Origin of the sequence: Streptomyces stelliscabiei (assembly GCF_014873495.1) — a bacterium.
In the GTDB taxonomy this organism is placed as follows: Bacteria; Actinomycetota; Actinomycetes; order Streptomycetales; family Streptomycetaceae; genus Streptomyces; species Streptomyces bottropensis.
On sequence record NZ_JADBGF010000003.1, the window covers coordinates 47,151 to 68,871 of the forward strand.

8 protein-coding genes are annotated in these 21,721 nt (G+C 69.6%); 5 read left to right on the forward strand and 3 right to left on the reverse strand.

Going from position 1 to position 21,721, the window contains the following annotated elements:
- The first annotated feature begins 997 nt into the window (after positions 1 to 997).
- Positions 998 to 6,226 carry an NACHT domain-containing protein gene (locus tag H4687_RS45800; protein WP_046915703.1) on the forward strand — a complete coding sequence of 1,743 codons (5,229 nt, stop codon included), beginning with the start codon at positions 998 to 1,000 and terminating at the stop codon, positions 6,224 to 6,226.
- A 211-nt stretch (positions 6,227 to 6,437) separates the two neighbouring features.
- Here the strand turns inward: H4687_RS45800 and H4687_RS45805 are convergent, their stop codons facing one another.
- Entirely contained in the window at positions 6,438 to 8,792 is a 2,355-nt protein-coding gene (locus tag H4687_RS45805) for an AAA family ATPase (protein WP_046915704.1), read from the reverse strand.
- 835 nt (positions 8,793 to 9,627) lie between these two features.
- On the opposite strand from H4687_RS45805, the gene H4687_RS45810 reads away from it, so the two are divergent.
- Positions 9,628 to 13,926 (forward strand): WD40 repeat domain-containing protein, encoded by a 4,299-nt coding sequence (locus H4687_RS45810; protein WP_046915705.1) that lies wholly within the window; start codon positions 9,628 to 9,630, stop codon positions 13,924 to 13,926.
- 24 nt (positions 13,927 to 13,950) lie between these two features.
- On the opposite strand, the gene H4687_RS45815 is transcribed toward H4687_RS45810, so the two are convergent.
- Entirely contained in the window at positions 13,951 to 14,676 is a 726-nt protein-coding gene (locus tag H4687_RS45815; RefSeq protein ID WP_159026156.1) for an alpha/beta hydrolase family protein, read from the reverse strand.
- A gap of 1,551 nt (positions 14,677 to 16,227) precedes the next feature.
- Positions 16,228 to 16,791, reverse strand: coding sequence for a hypothetical protein (locus H4687_RS45820; protein ID WP_046915706.1), 564 nt, complete (start codon positions 16,789 to 16,791; stop codon positions 16,228 to 16,230).
- A 99-nt stretch (positions 16,792 to 16,890) separates the two neighbouring features.
- On the opposite strand from H4687_RS45820, the gene H4687_RS45825 reads away from it, so the two are divergent.
- The 3 genes from H4687_RS45825 to H4687_RS47255 all read left to right on the forward strand — a co-directional run bounded on the left by H4687_RS45825 (position 16,891) and on the right by H4687_RS47255 (position 21,681).
- Entirely contained in the window at positions 16,891 to 20,151 is a 3,261-nt protein-coding gene (locus H4687_RS45825) for a DnaB-like helicase C-terminal domain-containing protein (RefSeq protein ID WP_159392178.1), read from the forward strand.
- Between the two features lie 3 nt (positions 20,152 to 20,154).
- Positions 20,155 to 20,793, forward strand: a complete 639-nt coding sequence (locus H4687_RS45830; RefSeq protein WP_046919427.1) for a hypothetical protein — start codon at positions 20,155 to 20,157, stop codon at positions 20,791 to 20,793.
- Positions 20,794 to 21,243: 450 nt separating this feature from the next.
- The gene (locus tag H4687_RS47255) at positions 21,244 to 21,681 is read left to right on the forward strand and encodes a hypothetical protein (protein WP_020115007.1); all 438 of its coding nucleotides are present in this window, start codon (positions 21,244 to 21,246) and stop codon (positions 21,679 to 21,681) included.
- The last annotated feature ends 40 nt before the right edge of the window (positions 21,682 to 21,721 follow it).

Below are 21,721 nucleotides of genomic sequence, written 5' to 3' on the forward strand. Positions count from 1 at the left end.
ACGATCCTGTCCGTACACCGGTTCTGGATCACCGACGGTCCGCTGGGTGAGGCTCTCTCGTCCTTGGGCTGCCCCGACCGGTGGGCCTGAGCAGCTGTGATCAGCGCGGTCACCGTGGGTAGGGGGTGATGCCAACGGTCACTAGGACGCGGCCGCTGCCGGGGAGCAGGCGGTCACTGTGCGGTGAACCCGGTGCAGGTGATAAAGCGCTGTGAGCCGTCGCCGACGGACCAGACCACGGTGTATGTGCCCGGTGGGTAGTGAGCGACAGCTCCTGGGAAGTCTCCGGGCCAGACCACGGTGGCCGCCGTGTCGGAGTACACGGTGGTGCGCGCCGCAGGCGTGAGATGCCGTCGGGCATATAGACGCGGGCCAGAACGGGCATTTCAATCTGCACGGGGTCGATGTTGCCGTACTTTTGCGCAGACTGAGTTCCACCGCGTCTCCGGCCCGGACGTCACCGGCGGCGAAGTACTGCCAGGCCCCGTCGACTTCTGCTCCTTTCTGTGGGGCACGCAGTCGAGCTGGTCCGGCAGGTAAGTGAAGGGCGGGGGTTGCAGCGGCGAGGGGGACGTCGGCGACGGCGTGCGGGTTTCCGTCGAGATGACCGAGGGCGTAGCGGGGGAGGGCGTCGGCGACGCGGTGTCCCCCTCGCCGTTGCGGGCCGGCTCCGGCGCGGGCGGGGCGCTGACGGCCCTTGTCGGGCTGCCGGGCAGCGCCGTTGCCCGGCCCTGCGCGGGTGTGGACGCTGATGATGCGGCGAGACCCCAGCCATCAAGCCCAGCTGGCGGCGCGCACCGTCAACGAACACGGCGGCGCCAGGTGCCGGTTGAATCGCCCCACGGCGTCGTCCAGCCAGCGGATCCGTTCTCGTCGGTGACTTGCCGGGAAATGGCAGGAGTGCCGTGCGAGGATACGGGTCGTGGCGAGGCGGAGCGGTGCGGCGGTGCGGTCGTTGGGGGAGGTGCCGACGAGTCTGCGTGTTCCTCCTTCGGGCATGGTTGCGCCGCCGATTGCCACCAAGTCCGACTATCTGCCGCTGGATCAACTGCCGTGGCAGGATGCGGAGCGGCTGTTTCTGCGGCTTGCCGAGCGGGACGGCAGGGCCGAGTATGCCGAGTTGTACGGCACGGCAGGACAGGGCCAGGAAGGCATCGACCTGTTCGTTCGCAACACCCGCGGTCCGGCCGCGTCCGCCGGCACCGATCCCGGCCGCCGCTACACCACCTTGCAGTCAAAGCGCGTGGCAACGCTGACACCGGCAGACATCATCAAGGCGGTCGACAAGTTCCTGGCCGGTTCGTGGGCCAGTCGCTCGGAGGTCTTCATCTACGCCACCACCCATGCCCTGCGCCCCACGACGCTGGCTGAGGAACTCGAGCGCCAGGCGGACCGACTGGAGAAGGCGGGGATCCGGCTCGAGCGCTGGGGATGCGAGTCGGTGAGCGAGCGGCTGCGGCACCTGCCCGAGATCGTCGATGACTTCTTCGGCCGCTCCTGGGTGGCCGGGTTCTGCGGTCCGGAGGCAGCACAGGCTCTGGCGGGCCGGCTGCCGGGCCAGGATGTGGTGGCATTGCGGGCGGGCCTGCGCAGCCTGTACCGGGCGTCCTTCGCTCTTCAGGACACAGGGGCGGTCCTGATGGCTCCGGCCGTGTCCGCGCACCCGCCGAAGCCGCTTGAGTACATCCTGCTGGACATCACCGACAGCGGCGGTGAGTTCATCGGGAGTCCGCCGGGCACCGCGGGAGAGCAGCCCTCGGCGGACGAGCGCCGGGACGGGCACGGTCTGCCCGGCCCAGCAGGCCCGGGTGCGGCAGGAACAGCGGAGATGGACCAGGCCGTCGGCGGGTACGCCCCCTGGACCAACCGTGACGCCGTACCCGCCGTGGACCGCTTGCTGGAGCGCGGCCGGGTCGAGGACGAGCTGGGCGGCTTGGAGGTGACCCGCAGCGCCTGCGACGAGTGGCTGGCCGACGGCGACCTTTCGGTTGTGGCCGGCGGGCCAGGGGCGGGAAAATCCAGTCTGCTGCGCTTCGTGGTGTCCGACCTTCTGGACGACCTGCCCCGTTCGGCCGCCCTGGCCGCGAAGTTCGGCTCGCATCTGCCGGTGTGGTTGCCGTTTTCGTTTCTGTGCGAATACCTCAAAGGCGACGCCGAGCGGTCGGTGGAGTCTGCTGTCCGGGCCTGGCTCACCCGCTACTCCGCGCAGCACCTGCACGACCTGGTGGCGCGGGCCCTGGCCGATGACCGGCTGCTGCTGGTCGTCGATGGTCTGGACGAGTGGACCGACGAGGACAGCGCCCACCCTGCCCTGACCCTCCTGGAGAACTTCGTCCGCAGCCGCAACGTCGCCGCCATCGTCTCCAGCCGCCCCTACGCTCTGCGTCGCCTGATGCCGCTGGCGGGATGGCGGGTGGGAAACCTGGCGCCGCTGTCTGCGGCACAGCAGCAGCACATGACACGGGCCGCCTTCGCCAGGGCCGTGACCGCCGAGCTGACCACTCCCGCGGGAGGGCAGAAGGCGGGCCCTGTCGCGCAGCGCCTCACGGGGGAGACCGCCGACCGCTTCCTGGACGAAGTCGAGGCCGTGGCCGACCTCAAGGCGCTGGCCGCCGTTCCGCTGTTCCTGCTGATGCTGGCCGGGATGTGGTCCAGCGGACCGCTGCCCACGCGGCGAATGGAGGCCTACCGGCGGCTGGTTGACGTCCTGCTCGAGCAGCATCCGGCCATCCGGCGGCGCGACGTTCGCAGGCCCACGGGCCAACTGGACGCCCGGGACATCCGCCAGGTTCTGGCCGCTGTCGCCTACGAGCTGCGACAGGCCGACACAGGACCTGCCGCCAGCACCCGGGTATGGCGCGCCGGCGTGGTCCGGGCACTGTGCGATGACGACCTGTTCGGCTACGACAGCGCGGAGGCCCGCCGTCTGGCCCCGCAGATCATGGAGGTGGCCGAAGGCGATCTCGGCATCCTGCTCGCCCAGGGAGCCGGCACCCTGGGCTTTGCCCACCGTGCTGTCGCCGAGCAGCTGTGCGCCGAGCACCTGATGACCCTGCCCCTCGCCGACCAGCAGGCCGTCGTCCGCTCCAGAGTGGGAAGCCGTTCCTGGCGGGACGTGCTGCTTGCGTTGCTGGCCGGGCAGGACCGCCCGAGCGACGCCGCCGAGCTCCTGCAGACGGCCCTCGACGCAGGCCCGAAAGACTCGGCTGCGGAACTGGGCGGCCACGAACTGGCCGCGGAGGCCCTGGCCGCCGGTGTGCGCATACCCCATCGGGAGGTCACCCGCTTCGCCCTGCTGCTGTGCGCCCGCGTCGAGCAGCACCCCTGGATGCCGCATCGGGCACGTCTGCTCGCCGCCCTCACCGGTGCCCTGGCCGAGACCACCGCCCGCCGAATCTTGCTGCCGTGGTTCGCCCGCAAGACCCTCGCCACCACCGACGAGCCGAACGCCTACTGGTCGCTGCGCAGCCAGGACATCGCCGTAGCGGACGCCGAGACGATCCTCCTTCAGGCACTGCGCCACCCTTCTGACGCTGTCAAGCACGCCTCGGCCAACGCACTCGCCCAGCGCATGGCAGGCACCGACGAAGTGGCACAAGACCTGGCCGTCCTGACACGCGAAGGAAGCGACACCACCGTCCAGGCCGCCGCGCTCGAAGCACTGGCCACCGGCTGGCCCGGGCATATCCGGACGACGGAACTGATCTCCTGGGGCATGCGCCAGGGCGCCATCGGCATCCGGGCCGTCGCACTGCGCGCGCACCGAGCCCTGCGACGCGATACCCCTCAAGGCACAGAGCCCTACGACGAGAACGACCGTCAGTGGCTGCTCAGCCTGCTCGATCGGGACTCGGTGGGGGACACCCTGGACCGGGTCACCGCAAAGATGGTCAGTGACGCAGCCCAGGGCGACGAATCCGCGCGAGACCTCTGCCTTGCCATCCTCTCAGGCACGCCCGGCCAGCCCGGCACCCCAGGATGGAGGGAGCTCGCCTGGCGGGTGCTGCTCACCGCATTTCCGCACGATCCGAAGGTCGTCCAGTGGGTGGCACGCACGATCGCCTCCAACGACTACCTGGCCTACCCCCTGGCCCACGCGCCGGACGCCTGGGCGGATGAGCCTGCCATCCGCGACGCTGCTCAGACCCGCCTCCTACGCGAATCCCGCCACCCCGCAGACAACACCTTCCATCTGGCCCGGCTCGCCCGCACCGACCAGGTCCGTGACCACCTGATCAGTGCCCTCGACGCGTCCCTCGGCACCGCCGTGGCCGCCCGGGCCCTTCAACAGCTTCACGGCGACGACCCCGTTGCTCGAGAAGCCCTGTTGCGCAAGATCAACGGTCCTGCTGACGAGGCAGTATTCTTCGTCGAGGTCGTGGCCACGGTCCTGGGACCCACAGACGGCATCGATCACCTGCTCCAGCTGATCCAGCAGAGCCCCCAGCAAGGCGTCCAGCATGCCATCTGCGCCCTCGCCAGCCTCTGGATCGACTGCAAGAACGCCGTACGTGGCGAACCCACCCCCCTTCTGCCCGCGCAGGCCGAACAGGCTCTGGAACACCACGACGCACAGGCACTTGCCCGCGTCTGCCTTGATGCGGTGCCGACAGAGAACTTCGGCACCGCGCGCGGCTGGATCATCGGGGCCTGGCCCGAAGTCCCAGAAGTCCTGACCTACGCCCGCCAGTGCCTGACCGGCGCCGAGCCCGAGGTCGGCCCGGTCCTCATCGGCTATGGCCCGCTCAACAGCCCGCAGGCCGCACAGATCGTCGCCGAAGCCACGGCCCTGCTCAATCCGCTCCCGCCTCCTCTGCGCGTGCTGATCGCCCAACAGCTCACACGACGCGGCATCGACACCGACACCGTGACCAATCTGCTCACCGAATGGCGACACGACACCTCGAGCCCAGTCCGCCGGGCCGCCGCTACAGCACTGGCCCGCGCCCTCGCCGTCACTCCCGTCACGGCGTCCGGCACCGACGGCGCGACACTGGGAGCCATCACGGCCCACCACGGCTGGCAGCAGGCACGGGAGAGGCTGCGCTCCGAATGCCGCCAGGAACTGCTGGCCCACGATCTCTACACAGGAGACGACCGCCGACGCACCGCCTGGCTGATCATGCTCCTGCTCGGTGACGTCACCCTTCTGGAAGGCGTCGTCGAGCGCAACAACGGCCGACCAGCCTCTGTCGAATTCGACGATTCCCTCTCCGACCCCGATCCCCAGCTGACCGAACTGGTCGCAACCCACTGGACCGCGCTTCAACAACAGTGCGGTAACCGGCTGCCCGAACGCCTGGCTGGACGGCTCAGCCGCACCCCTCCGGAGCTCACCCAGGTATGGGCCACGCTGGCGACCGTTGCTACCCGGCACGCCGAACTCGACCGTGCACTGAGCGATGCCGTGCGCGCCGACCCCGAACTCCTACGCGACACGAATGTGTTCGCCTGGTACGCCGACACCAACCCAGACGATCCAGACCTGCTCCGCCAAGCAGCCCAGGCGGCCCAGGCCGACAACGACCCCCAACCCGTGCTCCACGCGGCGCGCAAACTCCACCAGCTTGACGCCCATAAGCGTGAACTGCTGGAACTCCTGATCCGCCCGCCGGGCAGAGAACCGTCACCACAATTGATCAGTGACGACGACATCGACATGGCCGTCACTGGCTGGTGTCGCATCGCCCTGGCCCGCCTTCTACCGGAGGATCCGCACGCGCACAGCCTCTACCGCGCCCTGCAACAACACCTCGCCGGCAGCTACCGGAACGACTGGACCTGGCCCGAAGCCATCGCCGTGACGATCAACCTCGCCCCGGCCGCCCAGGTACCCCACCTCACCCTGCGCATCGCCGAACGGCTCCAGCGTCGCGATGCCGGCTTTGCCGCACCCGCACTCCTCGAGGCAACGGCCCACCGCATCCGCCGCGACCCTCAAGCCGAACAAGCCATGATCGACGCCATCACCAGCCTCGACACCATGGATACCAGCGCCCCCCTATGGCTCCTCCACGGGCGCACCTACACTCCTGCGCCCAGCCAACCGGATCACCAGCAGATTCTGCTGGCTGGCATTCTGGCCGCTGCCACAGGGCTGCCTGCCGACGTCGCAGTGGCCCTGGCGCCGCTCGCTGACAGCGACAGCGTCCTGCACGACAACCCGCTCATGACACCAAGGCCAATCAGGCTCGCCCTCCTTGATCTCCTCGACACCGTTCGCTGACCTCCGACGTGAACGACGGCGATACGCGGTCGTCGACAGCTGGCAACAACCGAGTCCCTCTTCGTCCGAGATCCAGTGGCGGACGGGCGCGTCCTGCGCGCGCAGGGGCTGGGCCTGCCAGGTCGCAAGTGGCGGCCTCACCCACCAGGAGCGGAAGAACCGCGTGCCGGAGGGCGAGTTCGAGGAGACCCACCCGACGTGGTGGGGACGCTCATCGGCCCCCAGACCATCCCAGGAAGGCGACGACCTCGTCGCCCGAGGCGACGAACAGCTCGTCGTCTGAGGTGATGTCGAGGGCGCGGACCGGACTGTCCAGGATCAGGATGCGCTCGACGAAGTCGCCGTCCGGATTCCACGACTTCACGGTTGCGTCTGCCCCGCCCGTGAGCAGGCTCAAGCCGGACTTGCCGTACCGGACGGTCAGGGCGGTCACCGGACCCTTGTGAACTCGTTCCTGACGTACGAGCAGGTCTCGGTCGACAGCGCTCTCCACGATCACGGAGCCTTCAGCGGTGCCGCGGCAGACGACGAGGAGCCCGTGGAACAAGGCGTGCACCGAGGGGCCGGCCGGTTCCTGGCTCGTGGGGAACGGCGCCAGGCTGCCCGAGCCCCTGCCCGCGTCGATGAGACGCGGCGTGCCGGGCTCATGGATCCAGAGGTGCCCGGTGTCGTCCGTCGCCAGTGCCACCGTGCGTCCGGCCAGAGAGAACCTTTGCGCGTCCACGAGCCTTGCCGGGTGCGGATGCTCAGGTCCGGTGCGCCGTCCGGTGTGTCCTTCCAGCACGACGTGGTCGTCTTCTCCGGCGGACAGGACGAACAGCTCGGTCCGGTGGTCCGCCGACAGCGCGAGGAGCCGCTCGGGACGCGTGGGGCAGATGGTGGTCCACCTTGGCTGCCAGGGCAGGGCGGCACCGTGGACGGGTTCGGACAGGCGGTGGGCGAGATCGGAGTGGCCGCCCCTCAGCGCGGTGAGGCTCGCGGCCGTGCGCCGGTGTCGGGCGGAGAGCTTGCGGTCCAGCAGTCGCTCCAGCACCGGGCGCGGCAGGCCTCGCGGTTCGGAGTGACCTGCCAGGGCCTCGCGCACCGCCCGGGGGTCGGCTCTGAAGAGGAATTCGGGGTCCTCCAGCAGTTCCCACTCCCGGTCGGCGTCTTTGGCGATCGCGATTCCGTGCCGCAGGACATACGGTTCGGCCGCGTCCCATTTGCGGGCCGATGTGTGGTCAAGCGGGGCGAGCAGCCGCTCCAGCAGGCTCCGGTGCCAGTCCCGGCTACCGGCCGACTGTGCAAAGTCAGCTACCAGGTAGTCGGCCATCGACTGGTGGAAGAGGCGGTAGAGGAGAGTCCCGTCAACATCGGTGACCGATCGCAGGTAGAACCGCGCGGCCTCCAGGGTTTCCTTCATGGCGTCGGGTGACGGATCGGTCGGCACGGCACTGTCATCGCCCTCGGCGGCGAAGAGCGGCGCGACCCGGCTCAGGGCGGACACGGGCATGCCTTGGCCGTGGGCGGTGCCCAGGGCCGTGAGGACGGGACGCAGCCAGAAGAGTTCCGGCTGGGACCGCAGCTCCAGTTCGAGGAATTCGGTCAAGGTGTGCGGTACTCGATGGGCCGCTTCTGCTGCCTCCTGCGGCATGGTGACCGTTTCGGCGCCGGAGTTGATGAAGTGTCGTGTGAGAAGGCCGGCGACGAGAAAGGATCCCCAGGGCAGTTCGGGAGAGCGTTGGTCGACCAGAACGGACGCAAGTTCGTGCGCGAAGGCATGGACGGCGGAGCCGCGGCGGCGGAACTGGCTTGTCGTGCGCAGGATCCCGGTGACGTAGTCTGCCAGGTCTCTTGCCAGTTCCTCCCGCGGCACGTCATCGAGGTTGACCAGCAGTCCGCTCTCGGCCGCGGCGTCGAGAAGGGGCTGGAATTCTGCGTACGGGCGGGTGGCGACCAGTACCCGTGCCAGGGGACGGCCGTCGTCCCGGCGGTCGAGGGCGAGGGGCAACAGCAGGCGGTGCATGACCTCAGAGCCCTGGATCATCTCGTCCAAGGCGTCGACGACGACGACCGGCGGTGCCGCTTTCTTCCGCAGCAACTGAAGCAGCCGGTCTGGGGAGCGTGCGCCGACGCCCAGTTGGCGGGCGATGGAGGCGCAGACCTCGGACACGTCACGTTGACGGGCGTGTACGGCGGCGAAGTCCTTGACGGCGGGGAGCGGTGCCCGAAATGCCCTCATCCACAGCTCCTCGGTCACCTCGCGCAAGGCAGGGTGAGCCGCGCAGACGAGGATGCCGAGCAGCGCCGATTTTCCGGAGCCCGGCGCGCCCGTGACCAGGGCCGGGACCCGGGCGTTCGGATCATCAAGCCAGTCGGACAGGATGTCCAGTTCGCGTCGGCGGCCTGTGAAACGCCCGAGCACCCCGCGCCCGTACTCGGCCACGGCCGAGGTGCCGGAGGCCCGTTCCATGAAGTGCAGGTGGTCAAGACCAGCGTCCACGTCCGCCAGGAAGGGCAGTACGGCGGGATCGATACTCCGGGGCAACAGGCCGTGTCTGCGCCCGCCCATGTAGGCGGGGTTCATGAAGAACGGCGGGTTCCCTTCTCCGGACTCCAGGTCTTGCGCGTCTGACGGTCCCGCCATAAGGAGAGCCGATGCGGCGGAGTGCCACAGCTCTCGCTGGATCTCCTGGGCGAGCGTCTGCAACGGAACGACCGCCAGACTCGGGTCGATGCCGAGGGCCCCATGACGCAGGCGCGACAGGACAGAGACAAGCGCGCGGCTCAGCGCTCCAGCGGATCGGGGTCCTTCCCGGCTTCCGGCATCGAGGATCAGCCAGTTGCGTTCGTCTGGGAACAGCTTGAACCGTCGCGGTGCCGCCGGCCAGGTGTCGAAGACGAACAGGACCGAAGGCCGGGAAGGATGGCCAGAGTGAAGCAGATCGGACCAGAAGCTGGCATCTGACCATCGCTGGTCCGCACCGCTGTCGGCTCCCGGTGCCCGGAGGTCATTCCAGTGGACGCCGTGGCCGGTGACATAGACGATGCAGAGGTCGTCGGGATGCTGGCGGTCAAGGAAATCTGCCACCTCGCCGCCGACCCGTCGAACTGGCACATCGGACGACGTCGCGCACACGTAGCCCATCGTGGTGAGTGCGTCGGCGACTTCGCGGATGCGCCCGGCCATGGAGTCGTCAGAGGCCGTCGGCGTACTCAGATGGTCGGCGTGGTGGTCACACGCTTTGATACCGAGGCACAGAGCCCTGCGCCCGCGTGCCGGCGAGTCCAACGATGACCTCCTAGTGCTTCTTCGTCGCCCAGCCTAGGCCTAATTCCGTGTCCGTCGACCTGAAGACGGGCGGACTCCAGTAGCCTGACCCGCACAGTGCGACCGTCGGACGAACATCGAGGATGACCGGATGCCGGAGGCCTCCGACGAAGCCCGGGGCTTCCAGGGCAGGGCGATAAGTCTTGCCGTCCATGAATTCCAGGGGCCGCTGGTCGATCTCTCCTTCCTGAAGCAGGTTGGGGCACTGCGCAAGGCGCTGACCGTTGCGGGGTACGCGCTGGAGAGTCATGACGGTTTGACGGCCAAGGAAATGGGTTCGAAAGTCCACAGGTTCCTCGAGTCGCCCGGGGACCATCCCCGTATCGTGCACATCCTCAGCCACGGCGTCGCCCCGCCGCCGAGCCGACGGCTGCATGCCGTGGGCGCCTGCGGTCAGTTCCATAAGGACACCGACGTCCAGGTCTGGCTCGACCTCGTCGACATCTATCACCCAGAGCGGCCCTACACACTCTTCCTGCTTGACTTGTGCGGCGCCGGTCAGGCCGCGTGGCCGGACTGGACGCAGGGCGCTGTCGGCTTCGATCGGCGTGCCTGGGTGATTGGGGCCTGCGAAGAGTCTGAAGCGGCCTACAACGCCCGTCTCACCCAGGCCCTCGCCGACACACTCGACGGTCTTCGTGCCGACCCGGCTTCGTTGGAGCTGGAAGTATCGCGCCCGTACGTTCCGTTCGACACGTTCGTCGATGCCACCCGTGCGCGGGTCGATGAGCTTGCTTCGGCGCCGGGCGCTCACCAGCAGCGGGTGACCGCCACCCCGTACGACGGGACGTATCCAGATCTGCCTTTCTTGCGTAACCCCCGGGCGGTTCCCGTAGCTGTCCAGCTGGACGAGATACTCGACTTCGGCCACTGGCAGGGGGCGTCGACCGGGCGGCTGATGGCCCGGCCTCACAGGCGGGGGGTCGGCTTTGTCGGGCGGTCGACCGAGCTCGGTCGGATCGCGGACTGGATGGACTCCACCCTGGAGGGGGAGGCGCATCTCCCTTGGCTCTGCCTGGTCACCGGACGGCGCGGTTCCGGCAAGTCTGCGCTGCTCGGGGTCCTTGTCTGTGCGACGCACGAGGACTTCGACAAGGCCGACGATGCCATCTGGCTGACAGCGTTCCGGGGCGACGCCCCCTCGCGGCACGACACGGGCCACATGGCCGCGGTCCACGCGCGCCGACGCAGCCTCGACGCCATCCTCACGTCAGTCGCGCGGCAGCTGCGTGTGCAGGAGAGCATGCGGAAGTGGCTTGACGAGTCCTCTCCGGCCCGCAGCCTGTGCGAGGCCATCAGAGACCTGCCCTTTCCGCCGTTGCTGGTCATGGACGCCATCGATGAGGCCGAGAGCCCGGCAGAGGTGATCACGGAGCTTGTCCAGCCGTTGGCGGAACGCCGTCCGGACGGCCAGCCCCTGGCCTACTGCCTCGTCGGAATACGCGACGAGGAACCGGACCATGAGTTGCGTGCGACGGCTCAGCAGTCAGGGCTGTATTTCGACCTTGAGAGAATCCGCGCGGACACCTTGTACACGGATCTCCGCGAATACGTGCTGATGCTGCTGCGTACCGAACCACGCTACGACGGCGTGCGGTTCAAGGATGCCCGGCCGCTGCTGGCGAAGGGTGTCGCGTCGTCCTTGAGCCGTCGGAAGCGCCCGGATCGGGGAGGGGAGTTCCTCATCTCCGGGCTGTACACACATCACATCCTGTCGCGTGAGTGGCCTGCGTTCGACGTCAAGTCCGCGGAGGACCTCGGCCGGGCGGTGCCCCTCGACCTGGCCGGTGTACTGAAGAAGGACCTGGACTCGGGTCCCGTGCAACGGCCGATGCGGCGGCCATTGTTCACCGCGCTCGCCCACGCCCACGGTGCCGGCATGCCCGCATCCGTCGCACGGTCCGTGGCGAAGCTCTTCCTCACCGATCCAGTCCTCCCCGAACTGGACGCAGTCCAGCAGGCCCTGGACGGCGAGGGGCACTACCTCCGCGTCTCCTTGGACACGGACGGCACGCTGCTGTACCGGCTCTACAACCAGGGCCTGGACGAGCACCTGAAGTCGGGGACGGACAGCACAGGTGGAGAAGGCCGGGCGGAGGGAGTCCTCGACGCCGTACTCGCCTGGGCCCAAGGGCTGCCCAGCGCCTTACACAGCATCTGGTCCACGCCCTACGTGCGCCGCCATGCCGCCCAGCACGCCGCTGACGAAGGGCGGCTGGCCGAACTCCTGGCCGACCCGGGATTCCTCATCCACACCGACACCGACGTGCTCGGTCCGATACTGGCCCGCCTGCTCCCGCGCCCGACCGAGCCGCACGCCTTCCTCCTGCGCCTACCGCCGGCCCGACTCCGGGACCTGTCATTCGGTGCGCGGCGGCAGCTGTTCGGCCTGGAGGCGATGCGGTGGGGCGCTCCCGCCCTCTCCCACGATCTGCTGACCGCACCCGCCCACGGAGCGCCACCGGTGCGGGCAGTTCCGTTGTGGTCCACGGGGACGAATCTCGACGCACGGCAGCTGTACGTCGCCGCCGACCACACGGACGCCGTGAACGCGGCGGTCGTGCTCGACCTCGACGGGCGCCAGGTCACGATCTCTGCGGGGGCTGACGGGACGATCCGCACCGCTGACCTCGACGACGGACGCCCTGTGGGTGAGCCCATCACGGGTCACACCTCCGAGATCACTGCTCTGACGGCCACCACCCTCGACGGCCACGACGGGCCTGTCCTGATCACCGGATCCGCCAACGGCCCGGTACACCTGTGGGACCTGGCGAGCAGCGGACCGGTCGGGGATCCGCTGATGGGCCACACCGACGAGGTCACGGCGGTGACGACGTGGACGGCAGCGGGGAAGTCCTTCCTGATCACCGGGTCCGTCGACGGCACCGTACGGGTCTGGCAGCTTCCCGGCGGGGAACCGGTCGGGGATCCGCTGATGGGCCACACCGACTCCGTCACCGCCCTGGCGGTGCACACGACATCCGAGCAGTCCTTCCTGATCACCGGGTCCGTCGACGGCACCGTACGGGTCTGGGAACTTCCCAGCGGGGAACCGGTCGGGGATCCGCTGATGGGCCACACCGACGAGGTCACGGCGGTGACGACGTGGACGGCAGCGGGGAAGTCCTTCCTGATCACCGGGTCCGTCGACGGCACCGTACGGGTCTGGCAGCTTCCCGGCGGGGAACCGGTCGGGGATCCGCTGATGGGCCACACCGACTCCGTCACCACGATCACCGTACTCCCCTCGACTGCGGGTACGACCGTCTTCACCGGCGATGCGTCAGGCCGCATCTACCAGTGGTCTGTCGAGGCCAGTCCCGTGGAGGGGACGGTCCTGCGCGGACACACCGGAGCGGTGACCGCCCTGAGCCTGGGCGGTGCGGATCAACCGAGCGTGCTGGTCTCCGCCAGCGAGGACGGCACCCTACGTGGCTGGGCCCTCTCCGACGGATCGCCGATACCGACTCCGGCACTCGGCCACGAAGGCCGAGTAGTCGGACTCGGCAGCCTGACGACCTCCCATGGGCAAGACGCGGCCGTCAGTGTGGGCACCGATCGCGTCATCCGCTTCTGGCGGACGGACGACGGCGCGCCTGCCGAGAACCTGCCCCCGATCGCCCTGCCGGCAGGCCCGGCGGCGATGGCCTACTCCGCTGAGGAACGCCTGCTGGTGACCGGAACCTCCACCGGAACCGTGTTGCTCCACAGCACCGACGACGGCGCCCTCACCCACGTCCCCATGGAACCCTCCTCGGCCGTCACTGCTGTCGAATGCGCCACGTTCGGCGGCAGACCGCACGCCCTCGTCGCCCACCAGGACGGCCGTGCGCACCTGTGGGACCTGCGGGAGCGAAAGCGCGTCGCAAGGCTCACCGGCCACCGGTCGGCGATCACGGCGATTTCCTTCTTCGGCCCCGCCTCGTCACCGACCGCCGTGACGGGCAGCTACGACCGAACCGTGCGGCTGTGGGACCTGACCACGCGCACCGAGTGCGGACAACTCGCCACGCATCCCGACGCCGTGATGGCGGTCGTCTGCACGACGCTCGACACCGTCCCCGTCGCCGTGACCGCCTGCGCGGACGGGAGCCTACGCCTCTGGGAGTTGGGGGAATGCCGTCAGATCGATGAACTCGACGCGCACACAGACGCCGTCACCTCGCTCGCGTGCGCCACCGTGGACGGGGTGCCCACTGCCGTCACCACCTGCCGGGACGGTACGGCCCGGCTGTGGAACCTCACCACCCGCCGCCAGTCAGAGGAACTGGTCTTTCCCTATCCCGTCCACCGGGCACTGTGGCTCCCTGGCGACCGCCTCCTGGTGGGGTACGGCGCGGACGTGGCGGTGTTCCACGTCGGCGGTCTTCACGACGACGAGGACTGAGGCCTTCCGCCGACAACGCCCACCTCAGTGCAGGTAGTTCTTGAGAACCTCCGCGAGCTTCCTGCACCTCAGGTAGCTCTTCACCCCATGGGGGTCGAGGACGTTGAGTGACACGGTGATGTCCTCGTCCAGTCCCTCGAACCGCTCGCCCAGGCGTCCTGGTGGCAAAGCCACGGGATCGCCCACGTCAGCGATGTTCACCCACGCCCCTACGCGGGGCGGCCTGATGCCCTTGTCACGAGGCAGAGGATCAAGGCGCTCGAAGACGACATGTGGAACTCCGAGCGGGCTTCCGAGCGTGACCAGGAGCTCGACCCCGTCCCCCAGCTCCGGTTCCGCGCACAGCGCCTCGTACGTCACCACGCTGCCGAGGGAGTGGGCCAGGATCGCCCGGGGGCGCTGCTCGCGAATGGCCTCGGCGATCCGCTGCCGTGCCTTCTCCCTACGCCCGGTGTCCTGCGGGTCGAAATAGCTGGACAGAGAATCGGAGGCGCGCGCCAGGACGTCACAGGTCCCCTGGCCGAAGTGCTTCACCAGGGCTGCGGCCGGCTTGGCCACCGCCCACTTGTGGATGCCGTTCTGGCTGACCTGGTCGGCCCACTGGGCGCCGACTCTCTCCTTCCCCACCTCCTCGACCCACGTGACGAACAGCTCGCGCCCCAGAGGGTCCAGGTTCTCCACATCGGCCGTACCCATCGGAATGTCCTGGGCGAGGCAGTCGGCATAGTAGGCGACAGGCAGTACTGCCAAGGACGGTTGGACGGGAGTGTGCCTCGCTCTGCCCCATTCGAGCCATTTAAGCCAGTCGGCGCCGATATTCTCAGTCGCGAGCGCCAGATCGTTACCAGCACGCGAGAAGTACTTGCGATTCCCAATCCCGTGAACCCCGAGAACCGACATTCCACCCCTGTCCCGTTAGCTGAGCGTCGCCCTGACGCCCCGAGAGCACCCATCGTGGCAGGAAAGTCCTTCCGGTGACACGCCTATCGGTCCAGCACGGCCAGCGCCCGTCCCTCTGCCCCTCCATCCACTTGTTACGGGTTTCGTTGCGTGTCCTTGCGTGTCTGTATGTGTCCACCTTGATTGCGTGGCGGGTTGTGTTACGGGTTGGGTAGGGTGGGGGTGCTGCGGGTGGCCTGGGCGTGAACTCGGCTGCCGGGTGGGGTGTTGTGCCCGGCCGCGGTACGGCAGCGGGTGTCTCGTTGTCTCGCCTTCTGTGGCTGTCCGGTGCTCGTGCTGGTCGTTGGCATGTTGATCGTTTGGAGGGGTTGTTGTGTCTCCTGTGTCTGCGGTGGTGCCTTCGGAGGCCTGGGTTCGGGCCGTGTATGAGTTCGTGGATGCGCGTCTGGATGAGGAGCTGCGTACGGAGTATCCGACGGCGGACAGTGAGCCGGTGGTGGACGTCTACCGGGTGCGGCTGGGGGAGGCGCAGGCGGCGCACCGGGGTTCGTCGAGGCCGTGCACCGCGGCGATCAGGATGCGGCCCGCCTCGTGTGGGAGGAGCTGGCCGCATCGCGGAGCGGTGGCAGGCCCATCCCGGCTTCCCCGGCCCGTTCCTTCCGGCGGCGGTGGCGGGTGGCCGGTGAGCGGGGATCTTGCTGCGGCGCTGATGCGTGATGACCGGCTGGAGGTGCCGGGATGCACGCCGATGACCGGGTGACCTCCTGCGCCCACCAGGCCTGGGCGCAGGACTGCGTCGGCCGGCGCAATCGGCTGACGGGGTCGGCTGCTCGCCGGGGCTCTGGAGATCCACAGGATCCGCACCCGCACCCGGGCCGGGGCTGGTGTGTGGCGTCCGTGCCGCCGCGCCCCGGGCTGCTGGGCGTGCCCGCCGCTTGCGTCCCGTCCGTTACGCGCGTCGTTCCGCTGCAGGGTGTCGGCTGATGATGCCGTGCAGCGTGGACCCCCTTCTCTTGATCGTTTCCCGGCTGCGGCCGGTGCTGCTCACGGCGGTGTACCGCCCTGTTGAAGAAGGTCCCGATGTCTGATCGTCCTGTGATGCCTGATCCGTCCGACGCCGTCGAGTCCGTCGCCGGTCCGGCTGCCGTCGCTGCCGCGCTCTCCGAGGAGACTGCTGGGCCGGTCACCGGAGCTGCCGGGGCTGTGGTGTTGGGGGTGTCTCAGGCGCGGAACCGCTTGTATCAGCTGGTCGACGCGGCGCGGGACGACGGCCAGGTGGTGGTGGTCGAGAAGCGGGATGCGAAGGCCCGTCATACCTACCGCGCGGCGCTGATCCCGGTGGGGCGGCTGGACGCTGGGTCGCGTGCGCGGCTTTCGGGGTGGCCGTCGTGGGCGCGGACGTCAGCGCGTCCGAAGCTGGGTGATCTTGTGGTGGCGGCGGGGGATTCGCTGGTGCGGCGGGGTGTGCCGCAGGTGCTGCTGGACCGTACGACGCCGCTGGCGGTTCTGGTCGAGGCCTCGCTCGTGCCGCCCGGTGACGCGCTGGTCGCGGTGCCCGGTGAAACGCTCACAGATGCCGCGGTGGCGGATGCCGCGCAGCTGACGTCTGCCGCACCCGGAGCTGCTGAAGGCCCGGCTGCGCCCGTCGCCGGTCCGGGGACGTCGCTGGCCGCTCCCGGGACCGCGCAGGTTTCGCCCCCCGTACGTGCGGCGGGTACGGCCGCGCCCGGCCACGCACCGGCTCTGGACGATGCGACCGCCGTGCCGGCGGCTGCTGGGGGCGGGGATCCGCAGGGCGCCGGCCAGCGCGAGGCCGAACGGGCCGCCGAGGCGGAGCCGGTCGCCGCCGCAGCTGAGGACACCGCCGTCGGCCAGGACACCGCCGTCGGCGAGGGCGTCGTGGCGGGGCCTGCCGTCGCTGCCGGTGCTGTTCAGGAGGTTGCCGTCGGCCGGGACACAGGCCATACGACGGTCCCCGTGGCTTCCGTGCGTGTGGCGGGGGCCCTGGCGGCAGCCTCCGCTCCGGTGGTTGGTGGTGGTCGTCGGTTGCATGGTCTGGGGGAGGTGGCCGGGCTGGCTCTGACCGAGGCCGTCGCGCCGCTGGCTGTGCCGGGGTTCGGGTTCGGGTTGCGGGCTCTGGACGGGGTGTTGGGGAGTCTGCCGGTGGGGGTGTTGACGGTGGTGGCGGCGGAGCCGTACGCGGGCGGCTCGCTCCTGGCCGTTCATGCTGCCCGGCATACCGCGCTCACCCACGGCCTGCCGGTGCTGTATGCGGCGTCGGGGTTGTCGCGGGGGGATGTGGCGTTGCGGGTGGTGGCGGCGGAGGGTGGGCTGGACTACCGGCGGCTGCGTACCGGTGGTCTGAGCGCGGACGAGCAGCGGGCTGCGGCCGTGGTTCAGGCCCGGCTGGCCGCGGCGGATCTGCATGTCGACGACGGCACCGGTCTGACCGCGGAGGCGATCGTCGAGACTGCTCCGTACGTCGACGGTCTGGCGCTGGTGGTCGTCGACCGTTTCCAGCAGGCGGCCGATCCGTTCGTTCCGTTGTCCGGGCCGGCTCTGCCTGAGGCGGCGCGGGTGCTGGCGCATCTGGCCCGGAGCCGGAACGTGCCGGTGGTGGCCGTGCTGGACACCACCGATGCCGAGGTCCTGGCCGCGCTGGATGCCGCGTACCTCACGCTGACCCTGACCCGTACCGACACCGACGCCCAAGTTGCTGTGGCCGAGCGTGACTTCGGCGAGCTGGTCAGTGTGCCGCTGCGCGCCGACCTCGCTTCGGCCCGGTTCGCCGACGCGCCCGTGCGCCCGCGGGATGTGAAGGCCGCGTACGTGTTCGGCGGCGCGGAGGGCGAGCAGGTCACCGCCGGTCTCGCCGACGCGGCGCGCCCCTACCTCGAGCCGGGCCTGCGCGAGCAGTTGCCGGAGGCTTTGCGGGAGGTGCTTCCCGGCCTGGTCGACCACTTCGACGCGAAGCGTGCCGGCGACGAGTGGACGGGTTCCTACCTGTCCTCCTCCCAGGCCGCCGTGTACGCGGCCTTCACGCGTGACCCGTCGCTGCCCCACGCCGGGCCGGTGGAGCGCCTTGAGCATGCCCTTGAGGCCTTCTGCGGGCATGCCGCCGCTCACGGTTACCGTCCGCTCGGCGAGGACCGGCAGGCCCCCGCGGGCCCGGATGACACGGTCCGCGCCTGTCTGGAAGCCCATGCTGGGGACCAGGAGCCGGACGACGTGCACACCGTGCTGTCCGCCGCCTTCGAGGACACCTCTGCTCCCGGCTCGCTGTCCGGTACGGCAGCCCAGGACGCGGCCGCCGCGGCCGCGGCCGAGTCGGTGCCGCCGGTGCCGCCGGTGCCGCCGGGTGCCGGGGCCGGCCCGGGTGTGGCTCTGCAGCCGGCCGGGGCGCCGGCCGTCGCAGGCCAGGCGGCGCCCGCGGCACCCGGGGCTGGTGCGGGGGAGGGGTTCGCGGCTGTGGAGGCCGAACTCCTTGACGCGGCGCTGCCGTTTACCTCCGGCGCCCGGCATGGGCTGTCCGCCCGCCTGAACGGCGTGCTCGCCGCGCTGCGCGAGGCCTCCACGACCCCTGGCCGCGCGGGTGAACTGCCGGGCCTGCGCGAGGTCCTGGACGGCCTGGCCGCGCGCCGCCCTCCGGTGCCGTCCACACCGGAGGGCGTACGCCTCGGTGCGGCCCTGGCCGCGTTCACCGCCACTCGCCGAACCGCCCCCACCACCGTCCCGGCCCCAGTGGCGTCAACCGCGCTGCAGCAGGCACCCGTCCCGGGCACGCCTCAGGCGGGCCCCACCCCGGCCGGGACGCCGGACCTTGCCATCGCGGAGGCCGAACTCCTCGCCGCCGCCGCGCCGTTCCTGACCGGCAACGAGCACCGTTCGGCGCTGTCGGTCCATGGGCAGCACGTCCTGGCCCACCTGCGTGACGCTCTTGCCGCCAGCCACGTCCACCTCCTGCCCGCTGCCCGGGCCCGTGCCGCCGAGCTCGGAGCCCGCCGGCTGCGCCTGCCCCAGGAGCCTGCTGCCGAGCGGCTGCGCGCCGCCCTGACCGCCTACCACCAGGCGGCGACGGCGGCGGGGATCACCCCGTCCGCGCTCCCGGCTCCCGCACCGGCCGGTGTTACGGGTCCGGTCCGACCCGTAACACCAGTCCCGGCCCCGCCGACGGCGTCGCTGGAAGTCACCGAGCCTGCCGCTGCCGAGCCCACGGCGGACGCCGAGGCCGCGCCCGGTGACGCCGAGGATGTCCGGGCGGCCGATCCGGCCCGCAGGGTGGTGGAGGGGGTGGTCATGGAGGCGCCGTCGGCCTCGTTCAGCGACGACACGCCTCCGCCCGAGGGCACCCCGGGCACCGGCGGCCGCAACTACACCTTCTTCCTCAACAAGATCCGTGACGCCGTCGAGCAGGCCCTCGGTGAGGCGAACGGTGACGTCGACGCCGCGATCGCTGCCCTGAAGAAGAAGGCCGTGCCGGACTCCATGGCCTTGTTCAAACTCACCCGGGTCGGCGCCAATTACGTCCACACCGTTTACCCGCCCGCTCTGGATTTCCTCTCAAAACCCGGACAAGGTGAGGCCGACGGCGTTTGGGAAGGCCGCCAGAAATGGCGCAACGCCCCCCTCTACGAGGCCATCAGGAAGGGGGAGCGCCACCCGCTGGACGTGTTCGGTCTGGACATCAACGCCGCCTACCTGTCCGCGTTCAAAACCCACCTGCCCATCGGCGCGCTCAAGCACGACCCCACCGGCGGCTTCGACCGCCGCAAGGCCGGGATCCACCGCGTCGACCACTTCACCTGGCCACACGCCGACCTGCCCAGCCCGATCGGGAACCGGATCGAGCCCGGCCCCTACCTCCTGGACGAGGCCACCGTCCGCCTCCTGATCCGCTGCTCCGAGCTCGGCCTCAGTGAGCCGCCCCGGATCCTTCAATCGTGGACCTCCGGCGCTTCCGAGGCCCTCCTGGAGAAATTCCGCCGTGTCCTGCAGCAGGCCCGCCAAACAGCGATCGATTCCGGTGATCCGGTCACGGGAGAATACGTCAAGGCCATGTACTCCCGATTCACCTCCACGATCGGTGAATCGGGAAAGAACAGGGAACTCCGCCGACCCGAGTGGGTCCACACGATCCGCTCCCAAGCGTTCGCAAGCCTCTGGCTGAAAGCGTTCAAAGCCCACCAGGCGGGCCTTATTCTGGTCCAGGTATCCGGCGTCGACGAACTCCATGTCGCCGGAGGCGACTGGAAAGAAGTCTGGGAAGAGGGACGCAAGCCCACCCAGATGAAGGTGAAGCGCCTGTACACCCTCGGGGGGAATTAACCGATGCCGTACGACAACAGCGGCTGGCGCAACTTCGGCACGTACGGCGCCAACCGCTCCGCCGAGAACGTCCGCGGCGGCAAAGCGCTGGGCCGCGCCATGGAAGACGCCCTGGCCCGCATGATCCTCGAAGGCGGCATCAAGTCCCCCGTCACCTCCGCCCGCGGCCTTCGGGCCCGACTGAACTACCTCAACAGCGACGCCGGCCATCAGGCCCTGCGCGACGCCGGGGTCACCGTCCGCCCCCGCGCCCTGAAAAACTGGTTCGCCGGCACCCAGCACCCCAACCCCGCGAACCTCGAGCTCGTGGACACCGCCTACTGGAACCTGCGCACCCAGCGAGTCCTGCGCAACCCCGGAGCCTTCAAACAACACCTGAACAACCAGGGCAGGGGCACCCCGGTGGAGATCCACCCCATCAACCAGGACCTCGTCGACGAACACGCCCGCCGCCCCAACCTCATGGGAGACCAGGCCATCCGGACCCTGCCCGCGGTGCGCTACATCTGGGACGAGGCGGTCGACGCCAGGGATTCCGGCGACGAAGGCAAACTCGAGGAGATCTGGGACGACATCATCAGCGAACTCGACTCCGACTGGGGCGCCTACACCTACGTCTCCTACGTCGGTCTCGGCGCCTGAGAAGGGATGCGAACACCCATGCCACCACGCCGACGCGGTGACGGCCCGCTGATGAACGCCGTCAACCTCCTGGGCATCTTCGGACCGCTCATCCTCGGCGCTGTCCTGCTCGGCCGGTACTTCGCGTGAGCAGCCCCGCCCCCGCCCCATCCCCCTGCCCTGCAGTTGAGGGAGCTGCCGAGGAGCCTTGAGGCCTCGGAGGGAGGCGAGGATCCGCAAGAGCCGGAGGAGTCGGGCGGCCGGGGGTGCCGAGGACACTGAGGAACTGGGAAGGGCCGGATCAGCCCGAGATCGGCGAAGAGTTGGCCCAGTCCATCGAGTCTGCCGAATCCGAAGGGCCCCGCGAATCGGTCGGGCCCGACGAGCTCGCGGATCCGGACGAGGCACCGGACCCCGGCGAGACAGAGGATGTGAACGGGTCTGACACGCCGTCGGAGGAGGACGGCGAGGATGGCTCGGCCGACGCTCCAGAGGCGGGGGATCAGAGGGAGAACCCGCGCCGATGTGGCGCAGGCCCTCGGCAAGCGACATCCCGAGGTGGCTTCGGGGATCACCGGGCTGGGTGCGGAGGTTGCGAACAGGGGAAGAGACTCGCAGGAGGTAGTCGTGACAGATGAGACGGGGGCGAAGTTCGTCATGATTTCGACGTTCCGCAGAAGGGCTGCGGGCGGGTTCATGCTCGCGGCTTTCGTCATCGACGAGAGGGAGTGCGAATCTCCTGCGGAAATGAAGACGATCAGGAACGAAGCCCTCGCCGAGATCCAGCGTCGACGCATCGTCGGAGAGTTCGAGACCCGCAGGGCGAAGGCCGGCGAGCTGCCGTCGACCCTGCCTCGGTGGGCGGAATACAAGGGGCAGCTGGAAGCTGCGGATGGGGAGCCGTCGTGACCCATCGGGTGTTCGGCGCGCGGCACGACTGGGACACCGC